This window comes from Dyella sp. 2HG41-7, assembly GCF_021390675.1.
Lineage (GTDB): Bacteria > Pseudomonadota > Gammaproteobacteria > Xanthomonadales > Rhodanobacteraceae > Dyella_B.
Genome location: NZ_JAJEJV010000004.1, coordinates 547,946 through 572,893, shown reverse-complemented (window position 1 = coordinate 572,893; position 24,948 = coordinate 547,946). Strand labels below are relative to the sequence as shown.

28 protein-coding genes are annotated in these 24,948 nt (G+C 60.9%); 6 read left to right on the top strand and 22 right to left on the bottom strand.

All coding sequences use genetic code 11. The annotated features are described in order from the left end of the window. Positions 1 to 3 precede the first annotated feature (3 nt). A complete protein-coding gene (locus L0U79_RS04000; protein ID WP_233840593.1) occupies positions 4 to 651 on the top strand; it encodes a hypothetical protein in 648 nt (215 codons plus the stop codon). Positions 652 to 654: 3 nt separating this feature from the next. Here the strand turns inward: L0U79_RS04000 and hemF are convergent, their stop codons facing one another. Then, positions 655 to 1,560 carry an oxygen-dependent coproporphyrinogen oxidase gene (hemF, locus tag L0U79_RS03995; RefSeq protein ID WP_233840592.1) on the bottom strand — a complete coding sequence of 302 codons (906 nt, stop codon included), beginning with the start codon at positions 1,558 to 1,560 and terminating at the stop codon, positions 655 to 657. A gap of 152 nt (positions 1,561 to 1,712) precedes the next feature. Here hemF and L0U79_RS03990 point away from each other — a divergent pair, with 152 nt between their 5' ends. From L0U79_RS03990 to L0U79_RS03980, 3 genes are read left to right on the top strand one after another with little or no spacing between them, the layout of a single operon-like run. Further along, positions 1,713 to 2,924, top strand: a complete 1,212-nt coding sequence (locus L0U79_RS03990; protein ID WP_233840591.1) for a beta-ketoacyl-[acyl-carrier-protein] synthase family protein — start codon at positions 1,713 to 1,715, stop codon at positions 2,922 to 2,924. Further along, a complete protein-coding gene (locus tag L0U79_RS03985; protein ID WP_233840590.1) occupies positions 2,921 to 3,712 on the top strand; it encodes a beta-ketoacyl synthase chain length factor in 792 nt (263 codons plus the stop codon). The genes L0U79_RS03990 and L0U79_RS03985 overlap by 4 nt, the downstream gene beginning before the upstream one ends. Next, entirely contained in the window at positions 3,709 to 4,473 is a 765-nt protein-coding gene (locus L0U79_RS03980) for a glycosyltransferase family 2 protein (protein WP_233840589.1), read from the top strand. The genes L0U79_RS03985 and L0U79_RS03980 overlap by 4 nt, the downstream gene beginning before the upstream one ends. 5 nt (positions 4,474 to 4,478) lie before the next feature. Here L0U79_RS03980 and L0U79_RS03975 read toward each other — a convergent pair whose 3' ends face one another. From L0U79_RS03975 to L0U79_RS03960, 4 genes are all read right to left on the bottom strand, one after another. Then, positions 4,479 to 4,913, bottom strand: coding sequence for a phosphotransferase (locus L0U79_RS03975; protein ID WP_233840588.1), 435 nt, complete (start codon positions 4,911 to 4,913; stop codon positions 4,479 to 4,481). A 2-nt stretch (positions 4,914 to 4,915) separates the two neighbouring features. Then, positions 4,916 to 5,863, bottom strand: coding sequence for an acyltransferase (locus L0U79_RS03970; RefSeq protein ID WP_233840587.1), 948 nt, complete (start codon positions 5,861 to 5,863; stop codon positions 4,916 to 4,918). Further along, a complete protein-coding gene (locus L0U79_RS03965) occupies positions 5,860 to 6,171 on the bottom strand; it encodes a hydroxymyristoyl-ACP dehydratase (RefSeq protein WP_233840586.1) in 312 nt (103 codons plus the stop codon). Before L0U79_RS03965 ends, L0U79_RS03970 begins: the two co-directional genes overlap by 4 nt. 67 nt (positions 6,172 to 6,238) lie before the next feature. After that, positions 6,239 to 6,508 carry a phosphopantetheine-binding protein gene (locus L0U79_RS03960; protein ID WP_233840585.1) on the bottom strand — a complete coding sequence of 90 codons (270 nt, stop codon included), beginning with the start codon at positions 6,506 to 6,508 and terminating at the stop codon, positions 6,239 to 6,241. A 93-nt stretch (positions 6,509 to 6,601) separates the two neighbouring features. On the opposite strand from L0U79_RS03960, the gene L0U79_RS03955 reads away from it, so the two are divergent. After that, entirely contained in the window at positions 6,602 to 7,594 is a 993-nt protein-coding gene (locus L0U79_RS03955) for a pteridine-dependent deoxygenase (protein ID WP_233840584.1), read from the top strand. Between the two features lie 41 nt (positions 7,595 to 7,635). Here the strand turns inward: L0U79_RS03955 and glmU are convergent, their stop codons facing one another. The 17 genes from glmU to L0U79_RS03865 form a co-directional block, all read right to left on the bottom strand. After that, a complete protein-coding gene (glmU, locus tag L0U79_RS03950) occupies positions 7,636 to 9,009 on the bottom strand; it encodes a bifunctional UDP-N-acetylglucosamine diphosphorylase/glucosamine-1-phosphate N-acetyltransferase GlmU (protein WP_233840583.1) in 1,374 nt (457 codons plus the stop codon). A gap of 219 nt (positions 9,010 to 9,228) precedes the next feature. Further along, positions 9,229 to 9,651: a F0F1 ATP synthase subunit epsilon gene (locus tag L0U79_RS03945; RefSeq protein WP_233840582.1), complete on the bottom strand. Its 423-nt coding sequence runs from the start codon at positions 9,649 to 9,651 to the stop codon at positions 9,229 to 9,231. Positions 9,652 to 9,740: 89 nt separating this feature from the next. Then, positions 9,741 to 11,174: a F0F1 ATP synthase subunit beta gene (gene atpD, locus L0U79_RS03940; RefSeq protein WP_233840581.1), complete on the bottom strand. Its 1,434-nt coding sequence runs from the start codon at positions 11,172 to 11,174 to the stop codon at positions 9,741 to 9,743. 138 nt (positions 11,175 to 11,312) lie between these two features. Then, entirely contained in the window at positions 11,313 to 12,212 is a 900-nt protein-coding gene (gene atpG, locus L0U79_RS03935; protein WP_233840580.1) for a F0F1 ATP synthase subunit gamma, read from the bottom strand. A 91-nt stretch (positions 12,213 to 12,303) separates the two neighbouring features. After that, positions 12,304 to 13,854: a F0F1 ATP synthase subunit alpha gene (gene atpA, locus L0U79_RS03930; protein WP_233840579.1), complete on the bottom strand. Its 1,551-nt coding sequence runs from the start codon at positions 13,852 to 13,854 to the stop codon at positions 12,304 to 12,306. A 23-nt stretch (positions 13,855 to 13,877) separates the two neighbouring features. Next, positions 13,878 to 14,414, bottom strand: coding sequence for a F0F1 ATP synthase subunit delta (locus tag L0U79_RS03925; protein WP_233840578.1), 537 nt, complete (start codon positions 14,412 to 14,414; stop codon positions 13,878 to 13,880). 3 nt (positions 14,415 to 14,417) lie between these two features. After that, entirely contained in the window at positions 14,418 to 14,888 is a 471-nt protein-coding gene (locus L0U79_RS03920) for a F0F1 ATP synthase subunit B (RefSeq protein ID WP_233840577.1), read from the bottom strand. A 101-nt stretch (positions 14,889 to 14,989) separates the two neighbouring features. Next, a complete protein-coding gene (atpE, locus tag L0U79_RS03915; protein ID WP_233843826.1) occupies positions 14,990 to 15,286 on the bottom strand; it encodes a F0F1 ATP synthase subunit C in 297 nt (98 codons plus the stop codon). Positions 15,287 to 15,332: 46 nt separating this feature from the next. Continuing rightward, complete coding sequence (gene atpB, locus L0U79_RS03910; RefSeq protein WP_233840576.1) at positions 15,333 to 16,133, bottom strand: F0F1 ATP synthase subunit A; 801 nt, start codon at positions 16,131 to 16,133, stop codon at positions 15,333 to 15,335. Between the two features lie 3 nt (positions 16,134 to 16,136). Further along, on the bottom strand, positions 16,137 to 16,502 hold the full coding sequence (locus tag L0U79_RS03905) for an ATP synthase subunit I (RefSeq protein ID WP_233840575.1): 366 nt from the start codon (positions 16,500 to 16,502) through the stop codon (positions 16,137 to 16,139). 212 nt (positions 16,503 to 16,714) lie between these two features. Next, the gene (locus L0U79_RS03900) at positions 16,715 to 17,107 is read right to left on the bottom strand and encodes a phasin family protein (RefSeq protein ID WP_233840574.1); all 393 of its coding nucleotides are present in this window, start codon (positions 17,105 to 17,107) and stop codon (positions 16,715 to 16,717) included. Positions 17,108 to 17,261: 154 nt separating this feature from the next. After that, a complete protein-coding gene (gene queD / locus L0U79_RS03895; protein ID WP_233840573.1) occupies positions 17,262 to 17,624 on the bottom strand; it encodes a 6-carboxytetrahydropterin synthase QueD in 363 nt (120 codons plus the stop codon). A gap of 50 nt (positions 17,625 to 17,674) precedes the next feature. Continuing rightward, complete coding sequence (gene zwf, locus L0U79_RS03890; RefSeq protein ID WP_233840572.1) at positions 17,675 to 19,114, bottom strand: glucose-6-phosphate dehydrogenase; 1,440 nt, start codon at positions 19,112 to 19,114, stop codon at positions 17,675 to 17,677. Between the two features lie 3 nt (positions 19,115 to 19,117). Next, entirely contained in the window at positions 19,118 to 20,173 is a 1,056-nt protein-coding gene (gene gnd / locus L0U79_RS03885; protein ID WP_233840571.1) for a phosphogluconate dehydrogenase (NAD(+)-dependent, decarboxylating), read from the bottom strand. Next, positions 20,170 to 22,485 (bottom strand): glucose-6-phosphate isomerase, encoded by a 2,316-nt coding sequence (gene pgi, locus L0U79_RS03875; RefSeq protein WP_345778415.1) that lies wholly within the window; start codon positions 22,483 to 22,485, stop codon positions 20,170 to 20,172. Before pgi ends, gnd begins: the two co-directional genes overlap by 4 nt. Further along, complete coding sequence (gene tal / locus L0U79_RS03870; protein ID WP_233840570.1) at positions 22,482 to 23,555, bottom strand: transaldolase; 1,074 nt, start codon at positions 23,553 to 23,555, stop codon at positions 22,482 to 22,484. The genes pgi and tal overlap by 4 nt, the downstream gene beginning before the upstream one ends. 180 nt (positions 23,556 to 23,735) lie before the next feature. Further along, entirely contained in the window at positions 23,736 to 24,329 is a 594-nt protein-coding gene (locus L0U79_RS03865) for an HAD family hydrolase (RefSeq protein WP_233840569.1), read from the bottom strand. A gap of 309 nt (positions 24,330 to 24,638) precedes the next feature. Between L0U79_RS03865 and L0U79_RS03860 the strand changes: the two genes are divergently transcribed. Further along, a complete protein-coding gene (locus tag L0U79_RS03860; RefSeq protein ID WP_233840568.1) occupies positions 24,639 to 24,806 on the top strand; it encodes a hypothetical protein in 168 nt (55 codons plus the stop codon). The last annotated feature ends 142 nt before the right edge of the window (positions 24,807 to 24,948 follow it).

Below are 24,948 nucleotides of genomic sequence, written 5' to 3'. Positions count from 1 at the left end.
GACATGCGCCTCACCACCCTGTCCCTGACCCTCGCCCTGATCTTGCCGTTGGCCGCCACGGGCCAGGACATCAGCAAAATCAACGGCACCGTATCCGTGAATGCGGGCGAACATGCCGGCAACGTCAGCGCCGTAAACGGCTCGGTGTCGATTGGCGACCGCGCCACTGTCCAGGAAGCCAGCACCGTCAACGGCGCCGTCGAACTGGGCTCGGGCGCGCAGGCAAACAGCCTGCACACGGTGAACGGCTCCGTATCGCTCGATCAGGGCGCAAAGGTGACTGGCGCCGTGGAAAGCACCAATGGCGCCGTCTCGTTGGACCAGGGCGCAGTGGTCGCCAGTAACGTCACTAACGTCAACGGCGCGATCGAACTCAAACACGCGCACGTCGGCGGAAACATCGAAACGGTCAGCGGCAGCATTTTCGTCGGCGAAGATTCGCAAGTGGACGGCGGCATCGTCGTGCACGAGACGCACGGTTGGAACAATACCAATCACCCGCCGCACGTCGTGATCGGACCGCACGCCGTCGTGCGCGGTACGTTGGATTTCCGCCGCGAAGTGGTGCTTCAAGTCAGCGACTCGGCGCAGATCGGCCCGGTGAAAGGCGCCACGCCGGTGCGTTTCAGCGGCTCGCAGCCGCTCGAATAAGCATTACACCCAGTCGCGCGGCTTGAGGTAATCCGCAAGCCGCGCTTCGGGGGACCCTTCCTCCGGCTGATAGGCGTATTCGAAACGCACGCGCGGCGGCAGGCTCATCAAGATCGATTCGGTACGTCCGCCGGATTGCAACCCGAACAGCGTGCCGCGGTCGTAAACCAGATTGAATTCGACGTAACGACCGCGCCGATAAAGCTGAAACTCGCGTTCTCGTTCGCCGTAAGGCGTGTCTTTGCGGCGCGCCACGATCGGCAGATACGCATCGAGAAAGCCCTGCCCCACCGCTTGTGTAAATGCAAAGCACTGCTCGAAACCGCCTTCGTTGAGGTCGTCGTAGAACAATCCGCCGACGCCGCGCGTTTCGCCGCGATGCTTGAGATAGAAATACTCGTCGCACCATTTTTTGTAGCGCGTATAGACGTCCGAACCGTACGGCGCGCATGCATCGCGCGCGATCGCATGCCAGTGCCGCACATCCTCGTCGAACGGATAGAACGGCGTGAGATCGAATCCGCCGCCGAACCACCACACCGGCTCGACACCCGGCTTGCTCGCCTCGAAATAGCGGACGTTGGCGTGCGTGGTGGGCACATACGGATTATTCGGATGCAGCACCAGCGAAACGCCCGTTGCGACAAAACTGCCGCCGGCCAATTCAGGACGATGCGCCGTGGCGCTGGGCGGCAGTTTGTCGCCATGGACCAACGAGAAATTCACGCCACCCTGTTCGAACACGGCGCCATCACGCAGCACGCGCGTGCGGCCACCACCGCCGGCGGCGCGCGTCCACGCATCTTCGACAAAACACGCTCGACCATCGACGTCTTCGACGGCTTTGCAGATGCGGTCTTGCAGATCCCGCAAGAAATGTTCGGCCCTTTCGACTTGCTCGCTTTTCATCTGCCCATCCGGCATTTCACTCTGCGTACAAGCTTAGCAAGGCGACGGCCGCAGGAAGCTGCGGCAGCTTACCGCGTCGCAGCGTGAACGCCGGTTAGCGCGCGCCGAAACGCCATCTAGGCAAGCCTTAAAGCCCTCGCTAGGCTCATGACATGCGCGTGACAACCCTTCCGCTCGCGGTGTCGGCCTTCACTGCAACCTCTGCATTGGGCTTCGGCCTGAGCGACCATCTCGATGCACTTCAACAGCAACAAAGCGGCCTGCGCACGAACGATTTCAGTAGCGCGCCGCTGGCTTGCTGGATCGGACGCGTCGCTGGCATAGAAAGCCAGCCGTTGCCAGACGCTTACGCGCCATGGGATTGTCGTAACAATCGCCTTGCCTGGACAGGGCTGAATCAGGACGATTTTTTCGCCAAAGTACAGGCGGCGCGAGCACGTTACGGTGCGATGCGTCTTGCGCTTCTGTTGGGCACATCCACGGCAAGCATCGGCGCGACGGAAGAAGGCTACCGGCGTCTGGACGGCGCACGCCTGCCGGACGATTTGCACCGCACGGCAATCCATACGCCGCACTCGTTGACCGCTTTCGTCGCCAAAGCGTTGGACATTGGCGGCCCGTGCCTGACCATCTCCACCGCGTGCTCGTCCAGCGCCAAGGTGTTCGCCAGCGCGGAACGACTGATTCGATTGGGGCTCGTCGACGCGGCTGTCGTGGGCGGCGTCGACTCGCTGTGCGATAGCACGTTGTTTGGTTTTAACGCGCTGGAACTCGTATCGCCCGAACCGTGCCGTCCGTTCGATGCTGCACGCCGAGGTATTTCCATCGGCGAAGCAGCGGGATTCGCATTGCTGGAACGTGTCGATGCGCAACCCGATGCAACGCTGCGATTGCTCGCCTGCGGCGAATCGAGCGACGCGCACCATATGTCGACGCCCGATCCGGAAGGCGTCGGCGCCGAGCTGGCATTACGCGATGCGCTCGCGCGCGCGCAACTCGACGTCTCGGATGTGGATTACATCAACCTGCATGGCACGGCGAGCCACAAGAACGACGCTATGGAAGCTGCCTTGATCGCGCGATTGTTTCCGGCGCACACACGCGTGAGCTCCACCAAAGCACTGACCGGCCACACGCTGGGTGCGGCAGGCATGCTTGAAGCGGCGATTACGTTGCTCGCGTTACGTGAGGGATTCGTGCCTGGCAATGCCGGCGTTCGTGAAGCCGATCCCGCATGTTCCACGCACTTCGCATGGCGCAACGAAGCACGCCCACTGAAGGTCGCGCTCAGTCATTCGTTCGGATTTGGCGGCAGCAACGCATGTCTCGCCTTTGCACGCGCGTCGGCGGAGAACGCCGCATGAGCGCGTTGTGTGTTCGTGTGGAAGGCATCGGACTGTGGTCGCCGCAGCTCGCGAATTTCGATGCGTTGCGTCGTGCGCTTGTCGGAGAAGCCCCGGAGCCTCCAGGCGCGCGACCGACCGCGTCGGCGTTATCGCCGAACGAACGACGACGTGCGCCCGAGAGCGTGCTCGTCGCAATCGAGGCCGCTACGCAGGCCGTCGCCTTAAGTGGGCGCGCCGCAGAAGATTTGGCATGCGTGTTCGCTTCGGCCTATGGCGATCAAGCCACGACGGATTACATGTGCCGCGTGCTGGCAGGCACACCTACTGAGCTGTCGCCCACGCGTTTCCATAATTCCGTGCACAACGCCGCTGCGGGTTATTGGACCATCGCCACCGGTTGTCGCGCGCCATCGAGTGCGACGTGCGCGGGAAGCGCTAGTTTCGGCGCTGGTTTGCTGGAAGCCGTCGCATTGGCTTGCGCCGATGATCGCCCGATCGTGCTTGTTTGCAGCGATACGGCCGGTGCAGGACCGCTGGGCGAGTTGATCGGATGCACGTTCGCGTTTGGCTGCGCGCTGGTGCTCGCTCCTGCCACAGACGCAGGTGTGACATTGAGTCTTTCGACGACAAAGGGATCGGAGCCCATTCACCCGCCACTTCCCGAACATTTCGCGACGTGGATGCGCAACAACCCATCCGCCGGCTGTCTGCCGCTACTGGCCATGCTGGCGCGCGGCGAAGCCGAGTGTGTGGTGGCGGTATCGGAACATTTAGGATTGCACGTCCAGAACGAGATGGCCGCATGAGCAGCACGACGCGATGGTGCGTATTGATCCCCTGCCTCAACGAAGAGAAGGCGATCGCGTCGGTGGTGAAATCCGCATTGCGGTTGAATGCACCCGTGATCGTTATCGACGACGGCTCCGACGATCGCACGCCCGATATCGTTCGTTCGCTGCCCGTCACGCTGCTGCGTCATTCCTATCGACAAGGTAAAGGCCAGGCATTGCGCACGGGCTTTCGTGAAGCGTTGCGGCAAGGGTTCGACGCCGTCGCGACGATGGATGGCGATGGCCAGCATCTCGCCGAAGATATTCCGCGCCTGGTCGACGTGGGCCAACGTTTTCCCGATCACATCGTGATCGGCGCACGCTTGCTCCAGCGCGACCAGCAACCCAAAGGCCGTCGACGCGCAAATGCGTTGGCGGATTGGGGCATTTCGTGGGCGTGCGCGCAGCCGATTGCCGATACGCAAAGCGGACAACGCTGGTATCCGCGTAGCGCGTTGGAACTGGTGGAACTGGATGCGCAGAATTTCGTATTCGAAGCCGCGCTATTGATTGCGGCGTCGCGCGAAAAAGGACTCGGCATTGTGTCGGTCCCGATCGCTTCGCGTTACGAGCGATCATTCCGCCTCAGTCATTTCAGCCCGGTGCGTGACGTGACGCGGATCGCGTTTTACACCATGGGGCGCCTTTGGCATTACGGCAAAATCTGGGCGAGCTACAGCCGCTCCCGCGCCGCGCCCATGATCGTGGACGATACGTACTCGCGCCGCATCGTCTAGCTAAACTACGCGTCGGCGTACATCACGGTCACGCGACCGGTTGCATACAACTTCCCGTTTTGTTCGACTTTGAAGGTGTACTGCGCGCCCTGCTCATCGGCGTAGAAGCACTCGGCATGGATATCAAGGCGACCGTCAGAAAGATCGATGTATTCGATCGCAAACTGCGCATCTCGAACACTGATCAATCGGCCCGCGCGCATTTTGGTGTCACCGCGCGCGCTGGCGAGCAGCGCGCCATGCACCGCTGTGGCTTGCGCGCCGTATTCGATCAGATGCACGACATGCAGACCCGACGCATTGCGCAGCGGATGCTCGCCCGGCTTATGCCGCTCGCCGATGGCGTGGATCGTCGTCTCGGTCCAATTCGCCACGGCGTCGATAAGCGCCATTGCGCCAGCGTGCGGAATAAGCGATTCCCAAACGTTTCGCGTCTGCACGCTTAGGCCTCGCGCGCGGCGCGTGGATGGGTGACGGCGGCGTCTTGCGTGCTTTCCTGCTGCCAGAAATCGTAGAAATTGAACCAGTTATACGGCTCCGCGCGAGCATAGTGTTCCAAGCGCTGCGCATAGCGGCGCAGCACCGTGTCGATGGCCTGATGACGCGCTTCGCGCGGAATATCCACGCTTTCCATAAACGGCTCGAAGTGCAGCGCGTAGCGGTTTTTGCCCCGATAAAGACCGAAGCACAGCATCACCGGCACCTGCAGCGTGCTCGCCAACAACCACGGGCCGATGGGAAAGGGTGCGGGCTCGCCCAGAAAATCCACGCGCCGCAGCGTTTCGTGCGAACGCCCGCGATCCGCAAGCAGCGCCACCATGCCGCCTGTGCGACAGGTTTCCGCCACGGCCAACGTGATGGCCGCGCCGCCTTGCGACACGTCGATCACGGCGTCGCCCACCTGCGGAGCCAGAGCTTCGAGCAACTCGGTGATCGCCGGCGTTTTTTGTTTGTCCAGCAAGACGCGCAACGGCACATCGGGACAACGCGCTGCCAGCACACGCATCACTTCGAAGCTGCCTTGATGCGAGCCGACCAACAACACACCACGCCCTTGCGCGATGCGATGCTGAAGCTCTTCGATGCCGCCGACCTCAATATCGAAATCGCGCTCACCGTGCGCCAGCAGATAGATGCGATCGAGCATCGTGGTTGCGAAGAAATAGAGATGCTTGAACACCTCGCGCATTCGCGCAGGACGGCCGAACAAACGCGTCAGGTAATCGCGCGACGCACGACGTTCCGCGCCACGCCGCAGCAGGTAATAAAGACTGATGGGATAGAGACAGAGCAACAGAAAGCGACGACCCAGATTCAGCGCGGCGGCCACCAGCACGCTCAACCAGAATCGATTGCCGCCCTCTCGCTGATTTTGCCAATGATCGCTCACGCCGCACCCTCGACCACGCCGCGTGCAATCACATGACCGTCGCAACGCATTTCGAAACGAACGTGCCCGGACTTTTCCGACAACTCAAGCTCGGCCGTTTCGCCTGGACGCAACGGCGCAAGAAATTTTGCTTCTCCGATACGCGCTATTCGTTGATTGCGCCAATCTCGCAATGCGTTGGCGACGTGCTCAAGCAGAATCACCCCAGGCACCAGCGGCTGTCCCGGGAAATGCCCAGGGAGGCACGGATGCTCCGACGTTACGCAAAACGTCGTTTGGAATCGGTTGTCAGAGGCGCGCTGATCCACGTGACTTGCCTGATGGAATACACGCCGATGATGCGGATTCGACCTGTCAGCCGGCTTAACCGCGGCCTCAGGCCGTACGCTCCCGTTCAATATGTTCGGAAAGCGCGTGCAAGCTGCTGAAGATGTGCTGGTTGTCCGGATGATCCGAGCGCAGTTGCATACCGTAGCGTTTGGAAACCGCGAGCGCGATCTCCAGGGCGTCGATCGAATCCAGCCCCAGGTCCCCGCCGAATAAAGGCGCCTGTGGATCGATCTGCGCGGGATCGATCGTCTCCAGATTGAGGGCGTCCACAATCAGGATGGCCAGTTCGTGTTCGGCGGCGGTCTGCGTGGGCATGCTGGGTTTCACGGCTCCGGATGCATGGCCAGCCCCCGAGGCTGGGTGGCCGGCCAGTGTAACATAGGGGTTCTGTCGTCCTCGGCTGCACGCATGGTTCAGGCAAGCGAAAACCTGCAGGCTCAACCCGCTTTACCGCGTACGCCGCGCGTCACGTATCGCATGGCGCCGCTTGCAGAGGCGTTGGCTGAGCCCGACACACTGGCCGTTTTCGGTTTCGGCGCCGGCTCGCCTCAGGACGACGATCCACGCTCGTTATGCGTAGCGCTGGAGTGTTTTGATGCGCCATCTCCGCTGGAGTTGTGGCAGGTCGAGGGCGAGGTCACCAGCGGCCGTCACGGGGACGTGCGGTGGTCCAGCGGCGGCGGCTGGGTATTCGCCGCGGTTGAAATGAACGAAAACGCGCACGGCGGCATCGAAGGCGCCGCCCGTGAGGCTTATGCGGCCTTGCGCGACTTCATGGGTACGCGCCGTGAACGCAACGTGTTGCGCATCTGGAACTACATCGGCGACATTAACGAAGGCGATGGCGATACCGAACGCTACAAGCAGTTTTGCGACGGCCGCGCCGCCGGTCTCGGGGATTTTTTCGCGGAAGGTTTTCCGGCCGCCACCGCTATCGGTCATCACGACACGAAACGCGCGCTGCAAATCTATTTGCTGGCCAGCATCGATGCTGGAACGCCGATAGAAAATCCTCGCCAAGTGAGCGCATGGCGTTATCCGCGCCAGTACGGCCGCACCTCACCCGGTTTCGCGCGCGCGATGTTGATGCCTGCGCACGATGCGCTGGCTATCTCGGGCACGGCGGCGGTGGTCGGTCATGCGTCGGCGCACGAAGGCGATCTGGAAGCGCAACTCAACGAAACGCTGACGAATCTGGAAACATTGCTGAGCACAGCAGAGATGGCTGCCGGTTTCGACACGCATTCGCCGCTCAAAGTGTACGTTCGTCACGCCACCGACGCGCCACGCGTACGCGACATTCTGCAGCATCGCTTGCCCGGCGTGCCCGCGCTGTTGATGCACGGCGACGTATGCCGCCGTGAGTTGTTGGTGGAAATAGACGGATGGCGCTACGTCTGATCCTGCGCGACGCTCCGCTTTCTAGCAGCGGAGCGGCATGATCATTTGGACTGCTTGGTCGGACGTTTCCAACCCATGAGCGTAGATTGCCTCGCACGCGCCACGGTTAGTTCGCCGGCCGGTGCGTCCTTGGTGATCACCGAGCCCGCACCGATCGTCGCACCGGCGCCCACGGTCACCGGCGCTACCAGCGCGGTGTTGGAGCCGATAAACGAATTGTCTTCGATGGTGGTGACGAACTTATTGATGCCGTCGTAGTTGCACGTGATCGTGCCGGCGCCGACGTTGACGCCACGACCGATCACCGTGTCGCCCAGATAGCTCAGATGATTGGCTTTGCTATTCTGGCCAATCGTTGTCTTCTTGGTTTCCACGAAGTTGCCCACGTGCACGCCGGACGCCAACACCGTGCCGGGGCGCAAGCGTGCAAACGGTCCGATGATGCACGGGCCGTGCGTTACGACGCCATCCAGATCGCAGTGCGCCAGCACCACGGTGCCGGCGGCCAGCTGCGCATCTTTTACGCGCGTGTAAGGCCCGATGCGCACATCGTCGCCGAGTTGCACGTTGCCCTCGAGAATGACGTCGATATCGATTTCCACATCGCTCGCAACGGCGACCTCGCCACGCACATCGACGCGGCGCGGATCGGCGAAGCGCACGCCGTTGAGCGACAGCGCCTGCACCGCACGTTGACGAAGGGCATCTTCGAGTTCAGTCAATTGCCACGGCGTATTGGCGCCGGCGGCTTCCATTGCGTCTTCGCACTCGATGCATTCGGCCGATTTGCCTTCCGACGCGGCCATCTTGAAGATGTCCGTGAGGTAATACTCGCCTTGCGCGTTGTTACGGTCGAGTTTGCCGATCCATTGTTTGAGCGCAGCAGCGTCACCGGCCACGATGCCGGTGTTGATCAAATTGATGGCGCGCTGCGTTTCATCCGCATCTTTTTCCTCGACGACGGCGCGCACGTACCCGTTGCCGTCGCGTTGAACGCGACCGTAGCCGTAAGGCATGGCTACGCGCGTGGCGAGCATGGATAGATTGCTTTCCGTCGACACTAGGCGATGCAGCGTTTCTACGCGCGTGAGCGGTACGTCGCCGTAAAGCACGAGCACCTTGGCGTTATCGGGGACGTCTTTCAAAGCCTGTCCGACGGCATGACCCGTGCCCAGTTGTTCGGCCTGCAAGGTCCAGCGCAGATCCGGTTGATCCTTGAACGCCGCCAGCACCTGATCGCCATGAAAACCGTAAACGACGTGAATCGCTTCGGGGCCCAACGCACGTGCCGTCGCGAGAACGTGCGCGAGCAGGGACCGGCCGGCGAGCGGCATCAGCACCTTCGCTTTCTTGGACTTCATGCGCTTGCCTTCGCCGGCGGCGAGGACGATCACGTGCAGAGAGGGTTGGCTCATGGCGGTTTTGATACCTGGGCGGTCCAGCGTTAAGGATACCTGTTCATTCGGTCGTGCTAAGGGCATGGCGGCGTCAAAGCGGTGTGCAAATAAAAACGCCGGCGCAAGGCCGGCGTCTAGTCAATCGCGCTGCGCAAGGAGATCGCAGCTTCTTTTGACGATGCGGCCATGGATGGCCGCTTTTTGATCTTTTTCTGCGCTCAAGGACGAGCGCCCACATCAGTGCTTCAGGTTCTTGCGCAGGCGTTCCAACGCCTGGAGCTGCGCCAGTGCCTGGGCGAGCTTGGCTTGCGCCTCGGACACTTCGACCGCGTCGGTGCGATTGGCCAGCGCGTCCTCGGCTTCTTTCTTGGCGCGCTGCGCGGCGGCTTCGTCCAGGTCGGCGGCGCGCGCGGCGGTATCGGCCAGCACCGTGACCACCTGCGGCTGCACTTCGAGAATGCCGCCGGAGACGTAGAACTGCTGACGCTCGCCACCTTCCAGTACCACATCGATGTGGCCGGGCTTAAGGCGCGTGATCAGCGGGGCGTGGCGCGGCGTGATGCCTAGCTCGCCCAACTCGCCGGTGGCGACCACCATCACCGCATCGCCGTGAAAGATTTCGGCTTCGGCACTGACGATGTCGCAACGAATGGTGCTCATAACGTTCTCGCTTCGTTCGACGTATCGAACGGAAATGATGTTGTCTTGCCGGAGTCACCCGTGCGGGCGACTCCGGTTGGAACGATCGATCAGGCCGCCTTCTTGGCGCCCATGTCCTCGGCCTTCTTGATGGCTTCGTCGATGGTGCCGACCATGTAGAACGCTTGTTCCGGGATATGGTCCACGTCGCCGTCGACGATCATCTTGAAGCCGCGGATGGTTTCCTTCAGCGTCACGTACTTGCCAGGCGCGCCGGTGAACACTTCGGCCACGTGGAAGGGCTGCGAGAAGAAGCGCTCGCACTTACGTGCGCGGTACACGACCTGCTTGTCTTCTTCGGACAGTTCGTCCATGCCGAGAATGGCGATGATGTCTTTCAGTTCTTTGTAACGCTGCAGCATGCCCTGCACGCGGCGGGCCACGTCGTAGTGTTCCTGACCGACGACCTGCGGATCGAGCTGACGGCTGGTGGAATCCAGCGGATCCACGGCCGGGTAGATGCCGAGCGAGGCGATCTGACGGCTCAGGGTAACGGTGGAGTCCAAGTGCGCGAAGGTGGTGGCCGGCGACGGGTCGGTCAAGTCGTCCGCAGGCACGTACACGGCCTGGATGGACGTGATCGAACCGGTCTTGGTCGAGGTGATGCGTTCCTGCAGCACGCCCATTTCTTCGGCGAGCGTCGGCTGGTAACCCACGGCGGACGGCATACGACCGAGCAGCGCGGAAACTTCGGTACCGGCCAGCGTGTAGCGGTAGATGTTGTCGACGAAGAACAGCACATCGCGGCCCTTGCCGTGTTCGTCTTTTTCGTCGCGGAAGTATTCGGCCATGGTCAGACCGGTCAGCGCCACGCGCAGACGGTTGCCCGGCGGCTCGTTCATCTGGCCGTACACCATCGCCACTTTCGATTCCGGCAGGTTGTCCAGCTTCACGACGCCGGCGTCCTGCATCTCATGATAGAAGTCGTTGCCTTCGCGGGTACGCTCACCCACGCCAGCGAACACCGACAGGCCCGAGTGCTGGGTCGCGATGTTGTTGATGAGTTCGAGCATGTTCACCGTCTTGCCCACGCCGGCGCCGCCGAACAGGCCGACCTTGCCGCCCTTGGCGAACGGGCACACCAGGTCGATCACCTTGATGCCGGTTTCCAGCAGTTCGTTGGCCAGCGCCTGATCGTCGTAGGACGGGGCTTCGCGGTGGATGACCCAATGGTCTTTCGCTTCGATCGGACCGACTTCGTCGATCGGGTTGCCGAGCACGTCCATGATGCGGCCGAGCGTAGCCTTGCCGACCGGTACTTTGATGCCTTCGCCGGTGTTGCGCGCCACGAGGCCGCGCTTCAGACCGTCGGTGGAACCGAGGGCGATCGTACGCACGACGCCGTCGCCCAGCACCTGCTGGACTTCCAGCGTGATGCTGGTGCCGTCGATCTTGAGTGCGTCATACACCTGCGGCACTTGATCGCGTGCGAACTCGACGTCGATAACCGCGCCGATGATCTGTACAACTTTGCCCTGGCTCATGAATGTGCTCCGGATAGATCTTTAAGTGTTTGGTCTAACTCAGCGCCCAACGAAGGTCGCTTGCTCTTTGTGAAAAATGCGGCCACGGATGACCGCTTTTTGATCTTCGCGGTCAAGGATGACCGCACTTGTGCAAACTTACACCGCTGCTGCACCACCTACGATTTCGGAAATTTCTTGCGTGATAGCCGCCTGACGCGCCTTGTTGTAGCTGAGCGTCAATTCGCCGATCACCTTGGTCGCGTTGTCCGACGCGGACTTCATCGCGACCATGCGCGCGGCGTGTTCGCTGGCGAGGTTTTCCAGCGCCGCCTGATACACCACCGATTCGATGTAACGCGTCATCACGTGCTCAAGCACGGTGGCCGCATCGGGTTCGTAGATGTAATCCCAGTCGTGCGACTGCTCCAGCGTCGCGCCCGCAACCTTCTGCGCTTCCATCTCGGCGGCGACTGCCGGCAGCGGCAGCAGCGCATCGATGGTCGGCTTCTGCGTCATCGTGTTGACGAAGTCGTTGTAGGCGAGAAACACGCGGTCCAACTTGCCTTCGGTGTACGAATCCAGCACCACCTTGATCACGCCGATCAGCTGCTCCACCTTCGGGCGCTCGCCCAGGTGCGTGGCGCTGCCGATCAGGTTGACGCCCTTGAGGCGGCGGAAGAACTGCACAGCCTTCTGACCGATGGCCACGACGTCGACCTGCACGTTCTTGTCTTGCCACTCGCGGATCGCGGGCAGCAGACGACGGAACAAGTTCGAGTTAAGACCGCCACACAATCCGCGATCGGTGGTGACCACGACGTAGCACACGCGCGCGACGTCGCTGCGCTCGGTCATGAACGGATGCTGGAAATCGGTGCTGGCGTGCGCGACGTGCGCAATCATCTTGCGCATGGTGCGCGCATACGGGCGCGAGGCCTTCATGAGATCCTGCGCTTTGCGGATCTTGGAGGCCGAGACCATTTCGAGCGCGCGCGTCACCTTACGCATGTTCTGCGTGCTCTTGATCTTGGATTTGATTTCGCGTCCGCCTGCCATGTCTCTTCGCTCGCTTTGCTCGCTCTAGGTACGTGAATTGGAATCAAGGATCGACGCGATGGCGTTGCGATCCTTGTTCCCTATTCCGTGCTTACCAGCTACCGGTTTTCTTGAACTCGTCCAGGCCGGACTTGAACGTTGCTTCGATGTCGTTGTTCCAATCGCCGGTGGCGACGATTTTCTTCATCAGGTCGCCGTAGTTCTGGTGGAAGAAGGCGTGCAAGCCCTTCTCGAACGGCAGCACCTTGTTCACCGGCAGATCGTCCAGGTAGCCCTTTTCGGCGGCGTACACGGACAGCGCCAGTTCGGCGATCGAAAGCGGCGCGTACTGCGGCTGCTTCATCAGCTCAGTGACGCGCTGACCGCGGTCGAGCTGGGCGCGCGTGGCCGGATCGAGATCCGACGCGAACTGTGCGAACGCAGCCAGTTCGCGGTACTGCGCCAGCGCCAGCTTCACGCCGCCGGAGAGCTTCTTGACGATCTTGGTCTGCGCCGCACCGCCCACGCGCGACACCGAGATACCGGCGTTCACGGCGGGACGGATACCGGCGTTGAACAAGTCGGTTTCCAGGAAGATCTGACCGTCGGTGATCGAGATCACGTTGGTCGGCACGAACGCGGACACGTCACCGGCCTGCGTTTCGATGATCGGCAGCGCGGTCAGCGAACCGGTCTTGCCCTTCACTTCGCCGTTGGTGAACTTCTCGACGTACTCTTCCGAAACGCGAGCAGCGCGCTCAAGCAGACGCGAGTGCAAATAGAACACGTCGCCCGGATACGCTTCGCGGCCCGGCGGGCGCTTTAGCAGCAGCGAGATCTGGCGGTAGGCCACGGCCTGCTTGGACAGATCGTCGTAAATGATCAGTGCGTCTTCGCCGCGGTCGCGGAAGAATTCGCCCATGGCGCAGCCGGAGTACGGCGCGATGTATTGCAGCGCGGCCGATTCGGAAGCCGAAGCCACCACCACGATGGTGTTGGCCAGCGCGCCGTTTTCTTCGAGCTTGCGCACCACGTTGGCGATCGACGAGCGCTTCTGGCCGATGGCCACGTACACGCACTTAATGCCGGAATCTTTCTGGTTGATGATCGCGTCGATGGCCAGCGCGGTCTTGCCGGTCTGACGGTCGCCGATGATCAGCTCGCGCTGACCGCGGCCGATCGGGATCATCGAGTCGACGGACTTGTAACCGGTCTGCACCGGCTGATCGACCGACTTACGCCACACCACGCCCGGCGCGACCTTTTCGATCGGCGAGGTGATTTTGCTGGTGATCGGGCCCTTGCCGTCGATCGGATTGCCCAGCGCGTCGACCACGCGGCCCAGCAGTTCCGGACCGACCGGCACTTCGAGAATGCGGCCAGTGGTTTTGGCGGTGTCGCCTTCGCGCAGATGCTGGTATTCGCCCAGCACCACGGCGCCGACGGAGTCGCGCTCCAGGTTCAACGCCAGCGCAAACGCGTTGCCCGGCAATTCGATCATTTCGCCCTGCATCACGTCGGCAAGGCCGTGGATGCGCACGATGCCGTCGGACACGCTGATGATCGTGCCTTCGTTGCGGGCTTCCGCGCCAAGCTTGAACTGCTCGATGCGGTTCTTGATCAGCTCGCTGATCTCGGACGGATTCAAAGTGGTGCTGGACATGGTCGTATCCTAGATTTGTATGCTTAATTCGTGAGCGCGCTGGCCAGGCGTTGCAGGCGACCGCGGGCGGAGCCGTCGATCACTTCGCTGCCGGTATCGATCACCACGCCACCCAGCAGCGAAGGATCGACCTGGGTTTCCAGTTCGATCTCGCGCTTGAAGCGGCGCTTGAGCGACTCCTTGAGCTGCTCGGCCTGCGCGGCATCCAGAGCCATCGCGCTGGTGATCTTCACCAGCAACTGCGACTCGGATTCGCGCTTATAGGTTTCGTACAGCGCGCCGATGTCCGGCAGCAGCGACATGCGATGCTGTTCGGCCAACTCGCCGAGAAACTTGCCAAACGCGCTGTCCGCCTTCATGCCTTCGGGCAGATGCAGCGCGACGAGCTGTTCCGGCAATACGCGCGGATCGGTGCTGAGCGCGGCCACGCGCGCGTCCCTCGCCACTTCGGCGGCGAACGCCAATGCGTGTGACCAAACGGCGAGCGCACCTTCGGCCTGCGCCAGCTCGAAAGCGGCGCGGGCGTAAGGACGAGCGAGAGTGATCGACTGGGCGGCCATCGATTAGATCTCGGTCGCGAGCTGGTCGAGCATCGCCTTGTGCGCAGCCGGATCGATTTCGCGCTGCACGATCTTCGATGCGCCTTGCACGGCGAGCGCGCCGACGCGTTCACGCAATTCTTCGCGTGCGCGCTGCGCCATCGAAGCGATTTCTTCCTGCGCGGCCGCCTTCTGGCGATTGATCTCGGTCACGGCGTCGGCGCGGGCCTTGTCCAGAATTTGGTTGGCCTGCTGCTGCGCGCGATCGATGATCTCGGTCGCTTGCTGACGCGCCTGCTTGACCTCGGCCGCCGCTTTGTTGTCGGCAGCCTTCAATTCCGCGTGCGCACGCTCGGCCGCGTTGAGACCTTCGGCGATCTTCAGCTGACGCTCTTCGATGGCCTTGTTGAGATGCGGCCAGACGAATTGCGCGCAGAACCAGATCAAGATCGCGAATGCGATCATTTCGCCGATTAGAGTGGCGTTGAATTCCATCGCTGCGTTACCTGTACTTGCATGATGTGACGGGCTTGGGCATCGAAGACGCCCTTACGGAATGTGGCGCCGCCCAACGGAGGCGCCACGAACCGCATGGTTTAGTGACCGGCAGCCGCCTGCGCGAGGTTGCCGAGCAGCGGGTTCGCCACGGCGAAGTACATGGCCAGCGCCACGCCGATCAGGAACGCCGCGTCGATCAGGCCGGCGAGCAGGAACATACGGCCCTGCAACAGCGGAACCAGTTCAGGCTGGCGAGCGGCTGCTTCGAGGAACTTCGAGCCCATGATGCCGATACCGATACAAGCGCCAAGTGCGCCGAAGCCGATGATCAAGCCGAGAGCGATGGCGGTGAAGCTCTGGACCTGAGCAATGTGAGCGACTAGTTCCACGATAATCTCCTCAAGAAAAAGAAAGCAGTTGTTCTAACTAAGGTGAACGAAATCAGTGGTGATCGTGAGCCATCGAGATGTACACGATGGTGAGCACCATGAAGATGAAGGCTTGGATCGAAATGATCAGGATGTGGAAGATGCCCCACACCGCATAACCGATAATACCCATGCCGAACAAAACCCAGCTGCCGGCGCTGAACAGACCCGCGATGAGCAAGAACACCAGCTCGCCCGCGTACATGTTGCCGAACAGTCGCATCGCCAGACTGACCGGCTTGGAGGCGAGCTCCACCAGGTTCAGCGCGAAGTTGAAGGGGAAGAACCACTTGCCGAACGGCGCAGTGAACAGCTCGTGCGCATACCCGCTCAGGCCTTTGGCCTTGAAGCTGTAGAAGATCACCAACAACAGCACGGTGATCGACATCGCGAACGTCATGTTGACGTCGGCCGTCGGCACCGGGCGGAAGTGACCCAGACCGAACTTGGACGTGATCCACGGCAGCAGATCGACCGGCAGCAAGTCCATGGCGTTCATCAGGAACACCCACACGAACACCGTCAGCGCCAACGGGCCGAGGAAGCGGCGATCGCCGTGGAAAACGTCTTTAACCTGACCGTCGACGAACTCAAGCACGATCTCGAGGAACGCTTGACCTTTGCCCGGCACGCCCGCGGTCGCCCGGCGCGCCTTCAGCCAGAACCAAAAGCAGAACATGATGCCGAGCACCAGCGACACCGTGACGGAATCGACGTGTACCGACCAGAAGCCACCTTCGCTCACGTGCGGCGGCTTCAGATGCTCCAAATGGTGCCTGATGTATTCGGTAAGACCGCCCGGCTCGCTCGCCATCTCTCAACCTTTAAATCTGAACGCTAGAAGATTAACCGCGTAAGCAGCCACCAACCCCGTGATGGCGGCCAGCGGCGGCAATTTGAATTTAACCATGACGATGATCAGCCCCCCGACGATCACCACCCATTTCAGGAGCATGCCCGTCAGGAAGCGAAAAAATGCCAAACCAGCATGACTCACTTGCCCAAACAACCTCGTCGACAGCAGCGCGGTCCCCAGCGCCACGATCGTCGCCCCCGCTGCCGCCGCTATCGCCCATCGGAACCCACGTACCGAGAAAGCGAGGCCCACGACTATGGCCACGACTAGCTGCCATAACAGCAATCGCAGAGCAAGGCGCCGACCGGAGGTTAAGCTGTTGAGCACGTGAGGTTCCCGCGGTTTTTCGCACCAGGCATTCATCACGCCACGGGTCACGATCCAATCTTTAAAAGTATATCAGCGTGACTTTTGGACCATCAAGCCAAAAGCCATGCGACACGGGGTCTCACGGGGGGAATTTCGGACAAGAAAAAGGCCGGGCGCGAAGGCCCGGCCTAAGGCATATCGAGGGGGAGCCGCGATATGCGCGAGGGTAATTACTTGGCGGCAGCAGCTTTCTTGATGGCGGCAACCGGAGCGGCAACCGCTTCGCTGGTGGCCTTCTGCTGTTCTTGCAGGAGCGCATTGAGAGATTCGGCCGTCTTCTGGGCCACGGCGACCACTTCCTTGGTCACGGAAACGGCGCTTTCAGCCTGTTCGCGGCTCAGCGAGGTGCCCTTTTCCCAGAGACCGCGCAGCGCGTCGATGTCGCGCACTTCGGCCGCCTGGACGATGAAATCAGCCGTAGCCTGGGTCTGCTTTTCCAGCGCTGCGAGCTGCAGTTCGGCAACCTGCTCCAGACCTTTGATGGCCAGGACGTGAGCCTTGAATGCATTGTCAGCCAGCTGCTTGGCGTAGGCGAAAACCTGGGTGTTCAGTTGCTGAGTCATGGATTTGCCCCTCGAGGGGAATGTGGGAGAGTGGAACAAATCCTATCAGGGCTTTTTGTGCGGTGCAATATCTTTTTTGTGAAGATTTCGCGATGTCACAAAAATTTCAATAAATTTACTAACTTAGTTACAAAACCGTGAATTTTGCGACGCGTCAAAAATTCGTTCGTGAGCAGCTGGCGCCCGAGGTGCAGGTCTCATGCACCACCACTTTGTCCAATCCCGGCAGGCTCGGCTCGAGGTGGCGCCAGATCCACCGCGCCAACATTTCGCTGGTGGGGTTTTCCAGGCCTTCGATGTCGTTGAGGTAGTGGTGATCGAGCTGTTCGTACAACGGCGCGAACGCGGTTTTGACGTCGGCGAAATCCATCACCCAACCGAGTGTCGGATCCGGTTCGCCGACGACATGAATTTCGATGCGAAAAGAATGCCCGTGCAGACGCGCGCACTTGTGCCCCGCCGGCACGTTGGGCAAGCGGTGAGCCGCTTCAATTTGGAAGACTTTGAAAATATGCATGGCGTCATTCTACTCGGCCCGATGCACGGGCCGCTTTCGCGGCGACGCGTTTAAGCGTCGCCGTTGTCGGCGATCGGACGCCACACATGTCCAGGATCGAGCAAGCGCTTCTGAGTGCTTGGCCCCTCGGAACCAGCGGCGTAAAAATCCGGCGTGCCGCTTTGCCACGCTTCGAGCACCGGCGTGAGCAAACGCCATGCCCACTCCACTTCATCGAAGCGTAAGAAGTGCGTGCGATCGCCTTCGATGGCGTCCATCAGCAATTGTTCGTAGGCCGAGAATTCGCGGTGATCGGGCGTCGCGTAAGGCGCGGTCAGCACTAGCGGACGACCGGAAAGTTCCAGACCGGGTTGCTTTGCGGTGACCATCAAATCCATTTGTTCGGTCGGGCGAATGCGAAAAATCATCCAGTTGTTGCCCGCTTTGATCGCCTTGGGCAACGCACCCGGTACTTCGCGAAACTGCACCGCGATTTCCGAATAATTGCTCGCCAGCCGCTTGCCGCTGCGCAAATAGAACGGCACACCGCGCCAGCGCCAGTTGTCCACTTCAAAACGCAACGCCGCAAACGTTTCGGTGTTCGACCGACGCGGGATGCCTGGCTCGCTGCGATAACCGATCAGTTTCTTGCGGCCTAGATGTCCTGCTCGATATTGACCGCGCACCGCGTGCGCATTCACCGTCGCCGCGGTAATCGGCACCACCGAACGCAACACTTCGACTTTGTGATTGCGCAACACCTCCGCATCCCATTCGCCCAACGGCGCCATCGCCGTCAGGCTGAAAAGTTGCATGAGATGGTTCTGCAACATGTCGCGCAGCGCGCCGGAATGGTCGTAATAGGCCGCGCGCTTCTCCACGCCCAGCGTTTCTGCGTAGGTGATCTGCACTTGCTCGATGTGCTGCGCATTCCAGATCGGCTCGATAAAGCGATTGGCGAAGCGGAACACCATCAAATTCTGCGTGGTTTCCTTGCCGAGGAAGTGATCGATTCGCAGGATCTGTTCTTCTTCCCAATGCGCATGCATGGCTTGACGCAGCGCTTCGGCAGACGCCAAGTCCGTACCGAAAGGCTTTTCGACAATCAACCGACGCCAACCATTGCGCGGCGCTTTGGCGAATCCGGCCTCGCCCAGCGCTTCGGCCGCCGTGCCGAACAGCGGCGGCGGCAACGCGAGATAGAACAGTGTCGCGGGACTCAACGAATCTTTGAGCGCACGCAGATCGTCGGCGGTGAGTTCGCCGCCGACGTAATCGATTTGCCGACGAAAGCGGTTCCACTGCGCCGGTTTGAAATCTTGCGCAAACGACTGCAGCGCTTTGTGGATGTGCTGCTCGAATCGGGCGCGACTCCACGGCTCTTTGGCGTAACCCACGATCCGCAGATCGCGGGTTAATCCCAACGCATGCAGGCGATACAACGCCGGCATCAACAATCGCTGGGTGAGATCGCCGCTTGCCCCGAGAATCACCAGCGTTGTCGCCGTCATGTCTTATCCTTTGTTGTCGGTCTTGATCTCGGCATGTCCGCCAAACGCATGTCGCATCGCCGACATGACTTTGTTGGCGTAAAGGTCGTTGCCTTGCGACGTGAATCGCCCGAACAACGCAGCCGTAAGGACCGGTACCGGCACGCCTTCGTCGATCGCCGCCTGCGCCGTCCAACGACCTTCGCCGGAATCCGAAACGCGACCGGTGTAGTTTTTCAGCGTCGAATCGCGCGCCATTTCGTCGGCCGTCAAATCGAGCAACCACGAACCGATCACGCTACCGCGACGCCACAACTCCACCACGTCGCCAATCGGGAAGTCGTACTGATAGCGCTCCGGATTTTCTAACGGCGCGGTTTCCGCATCGGCATTGCGCTGCTGCTTACCCGCGTTGGCATTCTTCAGCACATTGAGGCCTTCGGCATACGCAGCCATCAAGCCGTATTCGATGCCGTTGTGGACCATCTTTACGAAGTGACCGGCGCCATTTTGTCCGCAGTAGAGATAACCCTTTTCGGCGGGCGACGGTTCGCCGCTGCGGCTTTCACTGCGTGGTGCGGCCTCAACGCCCGGCGCCAGCGCGGCGAACGCGGGCTCAAGACGTTTGTACGCCTCTTCGGGACCGCCGATCATCTGACAATAGCCACGCTCGCGGCCCCACACGCCGCCACTCACGCCGACATCGACATACATCACTTTATGTTTGCCCAGCGCCTCGGCGCGCCGCAGGTCTTCGACGTAGTGCGAATTGCCGCCGTCGATCACGGTATCGCCCGCACTCAATAGCGGTACGAGCTGATCGAGCACCGCATCCACCACGGCGGTCGGCAACATCAGCCACACCGCGCGTGGCGCTTTGAGTTTCGCGACCAGATCCTGGATCGATTCCGCTGCCGTCGCGCCGTGACTCGCCGCTTCTTTGCGCGCGTCAACGTGCGTATCGAACACCACGCAATCGATGCCCGCATCCTGCATGCGGCGAACCATATTCAGGCCCATGCGCCCCAACCCGACGAAGCCGAGCTGCAATGCGCCTTTCTGCGCTTTATCCGCGCTCATGTGTTGTTCTCCCATAACCGGAAGCCGCCCGCGAAGGCGTTGTGGTTGTCGCCGCGGCGTACGCCCGCTGGCAATTCGCTGAGATGACGCACGTTGCCGCCGCCGAGCACGACGTAATCGGGCTCAAGCGCCGCGCTCAACTGCGCGATGACATCGAACACGTGCGCGTGCCATTTCTTTTTGCCGTGTTGCTTGAGGCCGCGTGCGCCAACGTAATCTTCGTACGTGCCTTTTTTGTACGGCAGATGCGCCAGCTCCATCGGCTCGACGATGCCGTCGACGACAAATGCGGAACCCAATCCCGTGCCAAGGCCCAGGAATAACATGCGGCCGCCTTCATAACTGCCGAGCGCCTGCATCGCGGCGTCGTTGACGACTTTGACGGGACATCCGAACGCTTTGTTGAAATCGAAACCCACCCATCCTTTGCCAAGGTTGTAGGGCTCGCGCGCGATGCGTTCGTGAATCACCGGACCAGGATAACCGATCGACACCGCGTCGTATTTCCAACCGCGAATGCTGGCGCGCAATTGCTTGACCATCTCCGCCGGCGTGAGTTTGCGGCTGGATTTGATTTCCACTTCGCGCGGATTGCCGGTCAACATCGCTTTGACATGGCTGCCGCCGATATCGATAACCAGCACTTTGCGTTGCGCCTTGGCGACGGCCGCGGCGCCAGCCGGTTCCGCCTTGCGACGCGCTTTGCGATACCACGCGATCGCCGCGTTGGTGGCGCTGTCGTGATTGAGCGGCTTGCGCGGCGATTCGATTTCGTCCACCACGCGCACCGCGAGCTGCTTGCCGAGCTCCACGCCCCATTGATCGAAGGGGTTGATGTCCCAGATCGCCGCCTGCGTAAACACGATGTGTTCGTACAACGCCACCAAACTGCCCAACGCCTGCGGCGTAAGACGTTCCGCCAACAACAAACTGGACGGACGATTGCCTTCGAATACACGATGCGGCGCCAGATGCTCGTCGATACCTTCCGCGCGCACTTGTTCCAGCGTTTTGCCCATCGCGAGCGCTTCGGCTTGCGCGATCATGTTCGCCAACAGCAGATCGTGATGACGCCCATACGGATTGAGCGACTGGCCGAAACCGATAAAGTCGCACGGAATCAATCGCGTGCCCTGGTGGATAAGCTGATAGAACGAATGCTGCCCGTTCGTACCCGGCTCGCCCCAATAAATCGGCCCCGTGTTGTAGTCGACCGTCGCGCCCTCGATGGTGACGTGCTTGCCGTTTGATTCCATCGTGAGTTGCTGCAAGTACGCGGGAAAACGCTTCAGATACTGCTCGTACGGCAGCACCGCCACTGTCGCGGCGTCGAAGAAATCCGTGTACCACACGCCTAGCAAGCCCATGATCACGGGCAGATTGCGCTCCAGCGGCGCAGTGCGGAAATGTTCGTCCATCGCGTGAAAGCCGGCGAGCATCTCGGAAAACGCATCCGGCCCGATGGCGATCATGGTCGACAGACCGATCGCCGAATCCATCGAGTAGCGACCGCCCACCCAATCCCAGAAGCCATACATCTGCTGGGTGGAAATGCCGAATTCTTCGACGGCTTTCTCGTTAGTGGACAAAGCCACGAAGTGCTTCGCCACCGCACCCTTGTCGCCGTTCGCCGCAGCCATCAACCAATCGCGCGCGCTGTGCGCATTGGTCATGGTTTCCAGCGTGGTGAACGTTTTCGACGCAACGATAAACAACGTCTCGTCCGGACGCAGATCGTGCACCGCTTCGGCGAAGTCGGTGTAGTCGACGTTGGAGACGAAGCGAATCTGCAGCTTGCGATCGCTGAAATGACGCAACGCCTCGTAAGCCATCACCGGACCCAGATCCGATCCGCCGATACCGATATTGACGATGTTGCGAATCGGCCGACCGCTGAAACCAAGCCAGCTGCTATCGCGAATGCGATCGGCGAACGCGCGCATGCGCTTGAGCGTGGCATACACATCCGGCACCACGTTGACGCCATCGACCTTGATCGACTTGCGCGCCGGCGTTCTCAGAGCAACGTGCAACGCCGCACGTTGCTCGGTGGTGTTGACCTTCTCGCCTGCGAACATCGCATCGCGCCGCGCTTCGACGCCGCACTCGCGCGCCAAGGCGAACAAGTGCTGCAGCGCTTGATCGTCGATGCGGTGCCTGGCGTAATCCAGACGCCAGCCGGCCGCTTCGGCGCGATAGCGCTCGGCGCGGCCGGGATCGGCCTCGAACAGATCGCGTAAATGTCGTTTTGCCAGTTCTTGCTGGTTCGTCTCCAGCGCGCGCCATGCTGCCTTCTCGCGCAGCGCGCTCATGCAGCGGCTCCGATCCGTTCGCTCACCGTGTCGACCAATTCACGCCAGGATTTCACAAACGCTTCGGCGCCTTCTTTTTGCAACTGCTGCGCGAGCGGTTCCACTTGAATGCCTTCGGCTTCGAAACGCGCCAGCGTGCTGGCGATGCTCGGGTCGTTCAACGTCATCAAGCGTTCCGCCTTGCCGTGATCGGCGAACGCAAGCAGCGTTTTTTCCGGCATGGTGTTGATGGTGAGCGGCGCGATCAGATGCTCGATGTACATCACGTCGCTGGCCTTCGGATCTTTAGTGCCCGTGCTCGCCCACAGCAGACGCTGGATGCGCGCGCCGGCATTCTGCAGACGCTGCACGCGCGGCGAATCGATCAGCTCACGGTACTTGGCGTAGATCTGCCCGCAAACCGCAAAACCGAGTTTGTTCTGCAGCTCGGCCGGCACCTTGTCCGCCACTTTCACGTCCCAGCGGCTGATAAACACCGACGCCACCGATGCCACATCCAAATCCAGACCGGCTGCATGACGACGCTCGAGACCGCGCAACCATGCTTCGGCAACGGCCTGATATTGCTCGGCCGAGAACAGCAAGGTTACGTTGATCGGCACGCCGCGGAAGATCAGTTCTTCGATCGCGGGAACACCGGCGGGCGTGCCCGGCACCTTGATGAAAAGGTTATGCACGGCGGCTTGCTTATGCAGCGCCACGGCTTGCTCAATCGTGCGCTGCGTATCGTCGGCCAACAGCGGCGACACTTCCAACGACACCCAACCGTCCACGCCATGCGTGTGCTGATACACCGGCTCGAAGATCGCAGCCGCGCGGCGTAGATCGTCGATGGCCAGACCGAAGAACACCGTTTCCGGATCGACATTGCCGGCCGCACGGATGGACGCGTCGTAATCTTTGCCGGACTTGATCGCCTGGGCGAAGATCGTAGGGTTGGACGTGAGGCCGGTGACGGATTTCTGCTCGCGATAACTGAGCAAGGTGCCATCGCCCAGCATGCCGCGGGTGATGTTATCCAACCAAAGGCTCTGTCCGAGCCCATTCAGCGTGCGGGTCGGTTGTTCCATTGCAGTACTCCTTCAAACGTTGAATGAGGGCGACGCGTCGTCGCGATGCGTGGCACGCGGCAGAGAGCGGCAGCCCGAAAGGGGAAAGCTCCACGCTGAAATTTAAATCCATTCAGCAGAGTATCAAGGGGCCTGTCACGATCTGATGACCATTGCGACTATGCGCCCGGTCGCATCCATTTAGGCAACTTCTTGCCAGCGGTAATAGCGGCGGTGCGCCAGCTGCAACATTTCAAGATCTTCGTGCGTGTCGCCATAGGCATAAACCACTGGAAATTCATTGAGATCCAGCGTCTCGCGGATGCGCCGCGATTTTTCCGGCCCCACGCACTGCTCGCCACGGAAGCGCCCGGTCAACAGATCGCCCCGCGTTTCCAGACCCGAACAGATCAGATCCAGCCCGTGCTGTTTGCACCAATGGGTGAGATAGACATCCAGCGCGCCGGACACCACCACCACCCGATCGCCTTGCTGTTGATGCCAGCGAATGCGCTCCAGCGCATCGGGTCGCATGGCCGTTGGCAGCACATCCACTGCAAATCGGCGTCCCGCCGCATGCACTTTGTCGGCGCGCACGCCGCGAAAGCCGAAGCGCACCACGCTCGCGCGAATCACATTGCCCGAAACAAGACCCAGCTTGTATCCCGCCAGCATCGGCCCGAACAACACGCCGCCCGCCAACATGCGCCGCGTGCTCACCGCAGCGCTCATGAAATCGGCAAACATTTCACGCTGTGTAATCGTTCCGTCGAAATCGAACAAAGCCAAGTTCATGCGTCATACGCCTCGTGAACAGCAGAAGACACGTCTTTACGGCAGTCTACGCAACCGATGGCGATGGACGCCACTCCATCGACGCATGCAAAACGTGCGCGTTGCGTTTTCGGCGAATGTTTCGGTTGAACGCATGTGAATGTCGAGTCAACGCATGTTTGCAACACAAAATTCAACGAGATGTCATCGATGGTTTTGCGAGCGCATTTATAAATTTCGTGTTCGTCGAAATCGGCATTTGCTTTAACCGGATACGAACGAACCAATCGATAGTCTGAACCTCCCACCACAAACAACTGCGGAGTGCATATGGATCCGATGACCCTTGATGCGCTAGTTGCGCGTGCTGAGCAAACGCCGGACACCAAGCGCGTGTCCTTCGAGCCGATCGACGGCTATGTCCTCAATCCTTGGTCCGGCCTGTATCAGGAAACGGATACGACCTATATGAACCGCCTCGCGGCGGAGGTTGCCTGAGGCGACGCTCCGACGGAGCAGTATTACAACGTTCAACGATGCGATGCGCCGTAGCGGCGAAACGCTGCGGCGCCACGATGCGCATCGAACACGTTCGTCGCGACCAACGCACACGAAAACGCCAGCGAATGCTCGATGAGCA

Bases quoted from the DNA above. Each gene is read 5' to 3' on its own strand.
- L0U79_RS03985 (WP_233840590.1), top strand. From the start codon at position 2,921: ATGAGCGCGTTGTGTGTTCGTGTGGAAGGCATCGGACTGTGGTCGCCG.
- atpD (WP_233840581.1), bottom strand. From the start codon at position 11,174: ATGAGCCAGGGCAAAGTTGTACAGATCATCGGCGCGGTTATCGACGTC.
- L0U79_RS03990 (WP_233840591.1), top strand. From the start codon at position 1,713: ATGCGCGTGACAACCCTTCCGCTCGCGGTGTCGGCCTTCACTGCAACC.
- L0U79_RS03860 (WP_233840568.1), top strand. From the start codon at position 24,639: ATGGATCCGATGACCCTTGATGCGCTAGTTGCGCGTGCTGAGCAAACG.
- atpA (WP_233840579.1), bottom strand. From the start codon at position 13,854: ATGTCCAGCACCACTTTGAATCCGTCCGAGATCAGCGAGCTGATCAAG.
- atpB (WP_233840576.1), bottom strand. From the start codon at position 16,133: ATGGCGAGCGAGCCGGGCGGTCTTACCGAATACATCAGGCACCATTTG.
- glmU (WP_233840583.1), bottom strand. From the start codon at position 9,009: ATGAGCCAACCCTCTCTGCACGTGATCGTCCTCGCCGCCGGCGAAGGC.
- tal (WP_233840570.1), bottom strand. From the start codon at position 23,555: ATGGAACAACCGACCCGCACGCTGAATGGGCTCGGACAGAGCCTTTGG.
- pgi (WP_345778415.1), bottom strand. From the start codon at position 22,485: ATGAGCGCGCTGCGCGAGAAGGCAGCATGGCGCGCGCTGGAGACGAAC.
- gnd (WP_233840571.1), bottom strand. From the start codon at position 20,173: ATGAGCGCGGATAAAGCGCAGAAAGGCGCATTGCAGCTCGGCTTCGTC.
- L0U79_RS03945 (WP_233840582.1), bottom strand. From the start codon at position 9,651: ATGAGCACCATTCGTTGCGACATCGTCAGTGCCGAAGCCGAAATCTTT.
- queD (WP_233840573.1), bottom strand. From the start codon at position 17,624: ATGCATATTTTCAAAGTCTTCCAAATTGAAGCGGCTCACCGCTTGCCC.
- L0U79_RS03980 (WP_233840589.1), top strand. From the start codon at position 3,709: ATGAGCAGCACGACGCGATGGTGCGTATTGATCCCCTGCCTCAACGAA.
- atpG (WP_233840580.1), bottom strand. From the start codon at position 12,212: ATGGCAGGCGGACGCGAAATCAAATCCAAGATCAAGAGCACGCAGAAC.
- hemF (WP_233840592.1), bottom strand. From the start codon at position 1,560: ATGAAAAGCGAGCAAGTCGAAAGGGCCGAACATTTCTTGCGGGATCTG.
- L0U79_RS03920 (WP_233840577.1), bottom strand. From the start codon at position 14,888: ATGGAATTCAACGCCACTCTAATCGGCGAAATGATCGCATTCGCGATC.
- L0U79_RS03955 (WP_233840584.1), top strand. From the start codon at position 6,602: ATGGTTCAGGCAAGCGAAAACCTGCAGGCTCAACCCGCTTTACCGCGT.
- L0U79_RS04000 (WP_233840593.1), top strand. From the start codon at position 4: ATGCGCCTCACCACCCTGTCCCTGACCCTCGCCCTGATCTTGCCGTTG.
- L0U79_RS03960 (WP_233840585.1), bottom strand. From the start codon at position 6,508: ATGCCCACGCAGACCGCCGCCGAACACGAACTGGCCATCCTGATTGTG.
- L0U79_RS03900 (WP_233840574.1), bottom strand. From the start codon at position 17,107: ATGACTCAGCAACTGAACACCCAGGTTTTCGCCTACGCCAAGCAGCTG.
- L0U79_RS03925 (WP_233840578.1), bottom strand. From the start codon at position 14,414: ATGGCCGCCCAGTCGATCACTCTCGCTCGTCCTTACGCCCGCGCCGCT.
- L0U79_RS03865 (WP_233840569.1), bottom strand. From the start codon at position 24,329: ATGAACTTGGCTTTGTTCGATTTCGACGGAACGATTACACAGCGTGAA.
- zwf (WP_233840572.1), bottom strand. From the start codon at position 19,114: ATGACGGCGACAACGCTGGTGATTCTCGGGGCAAGCGGCGATCTCACC.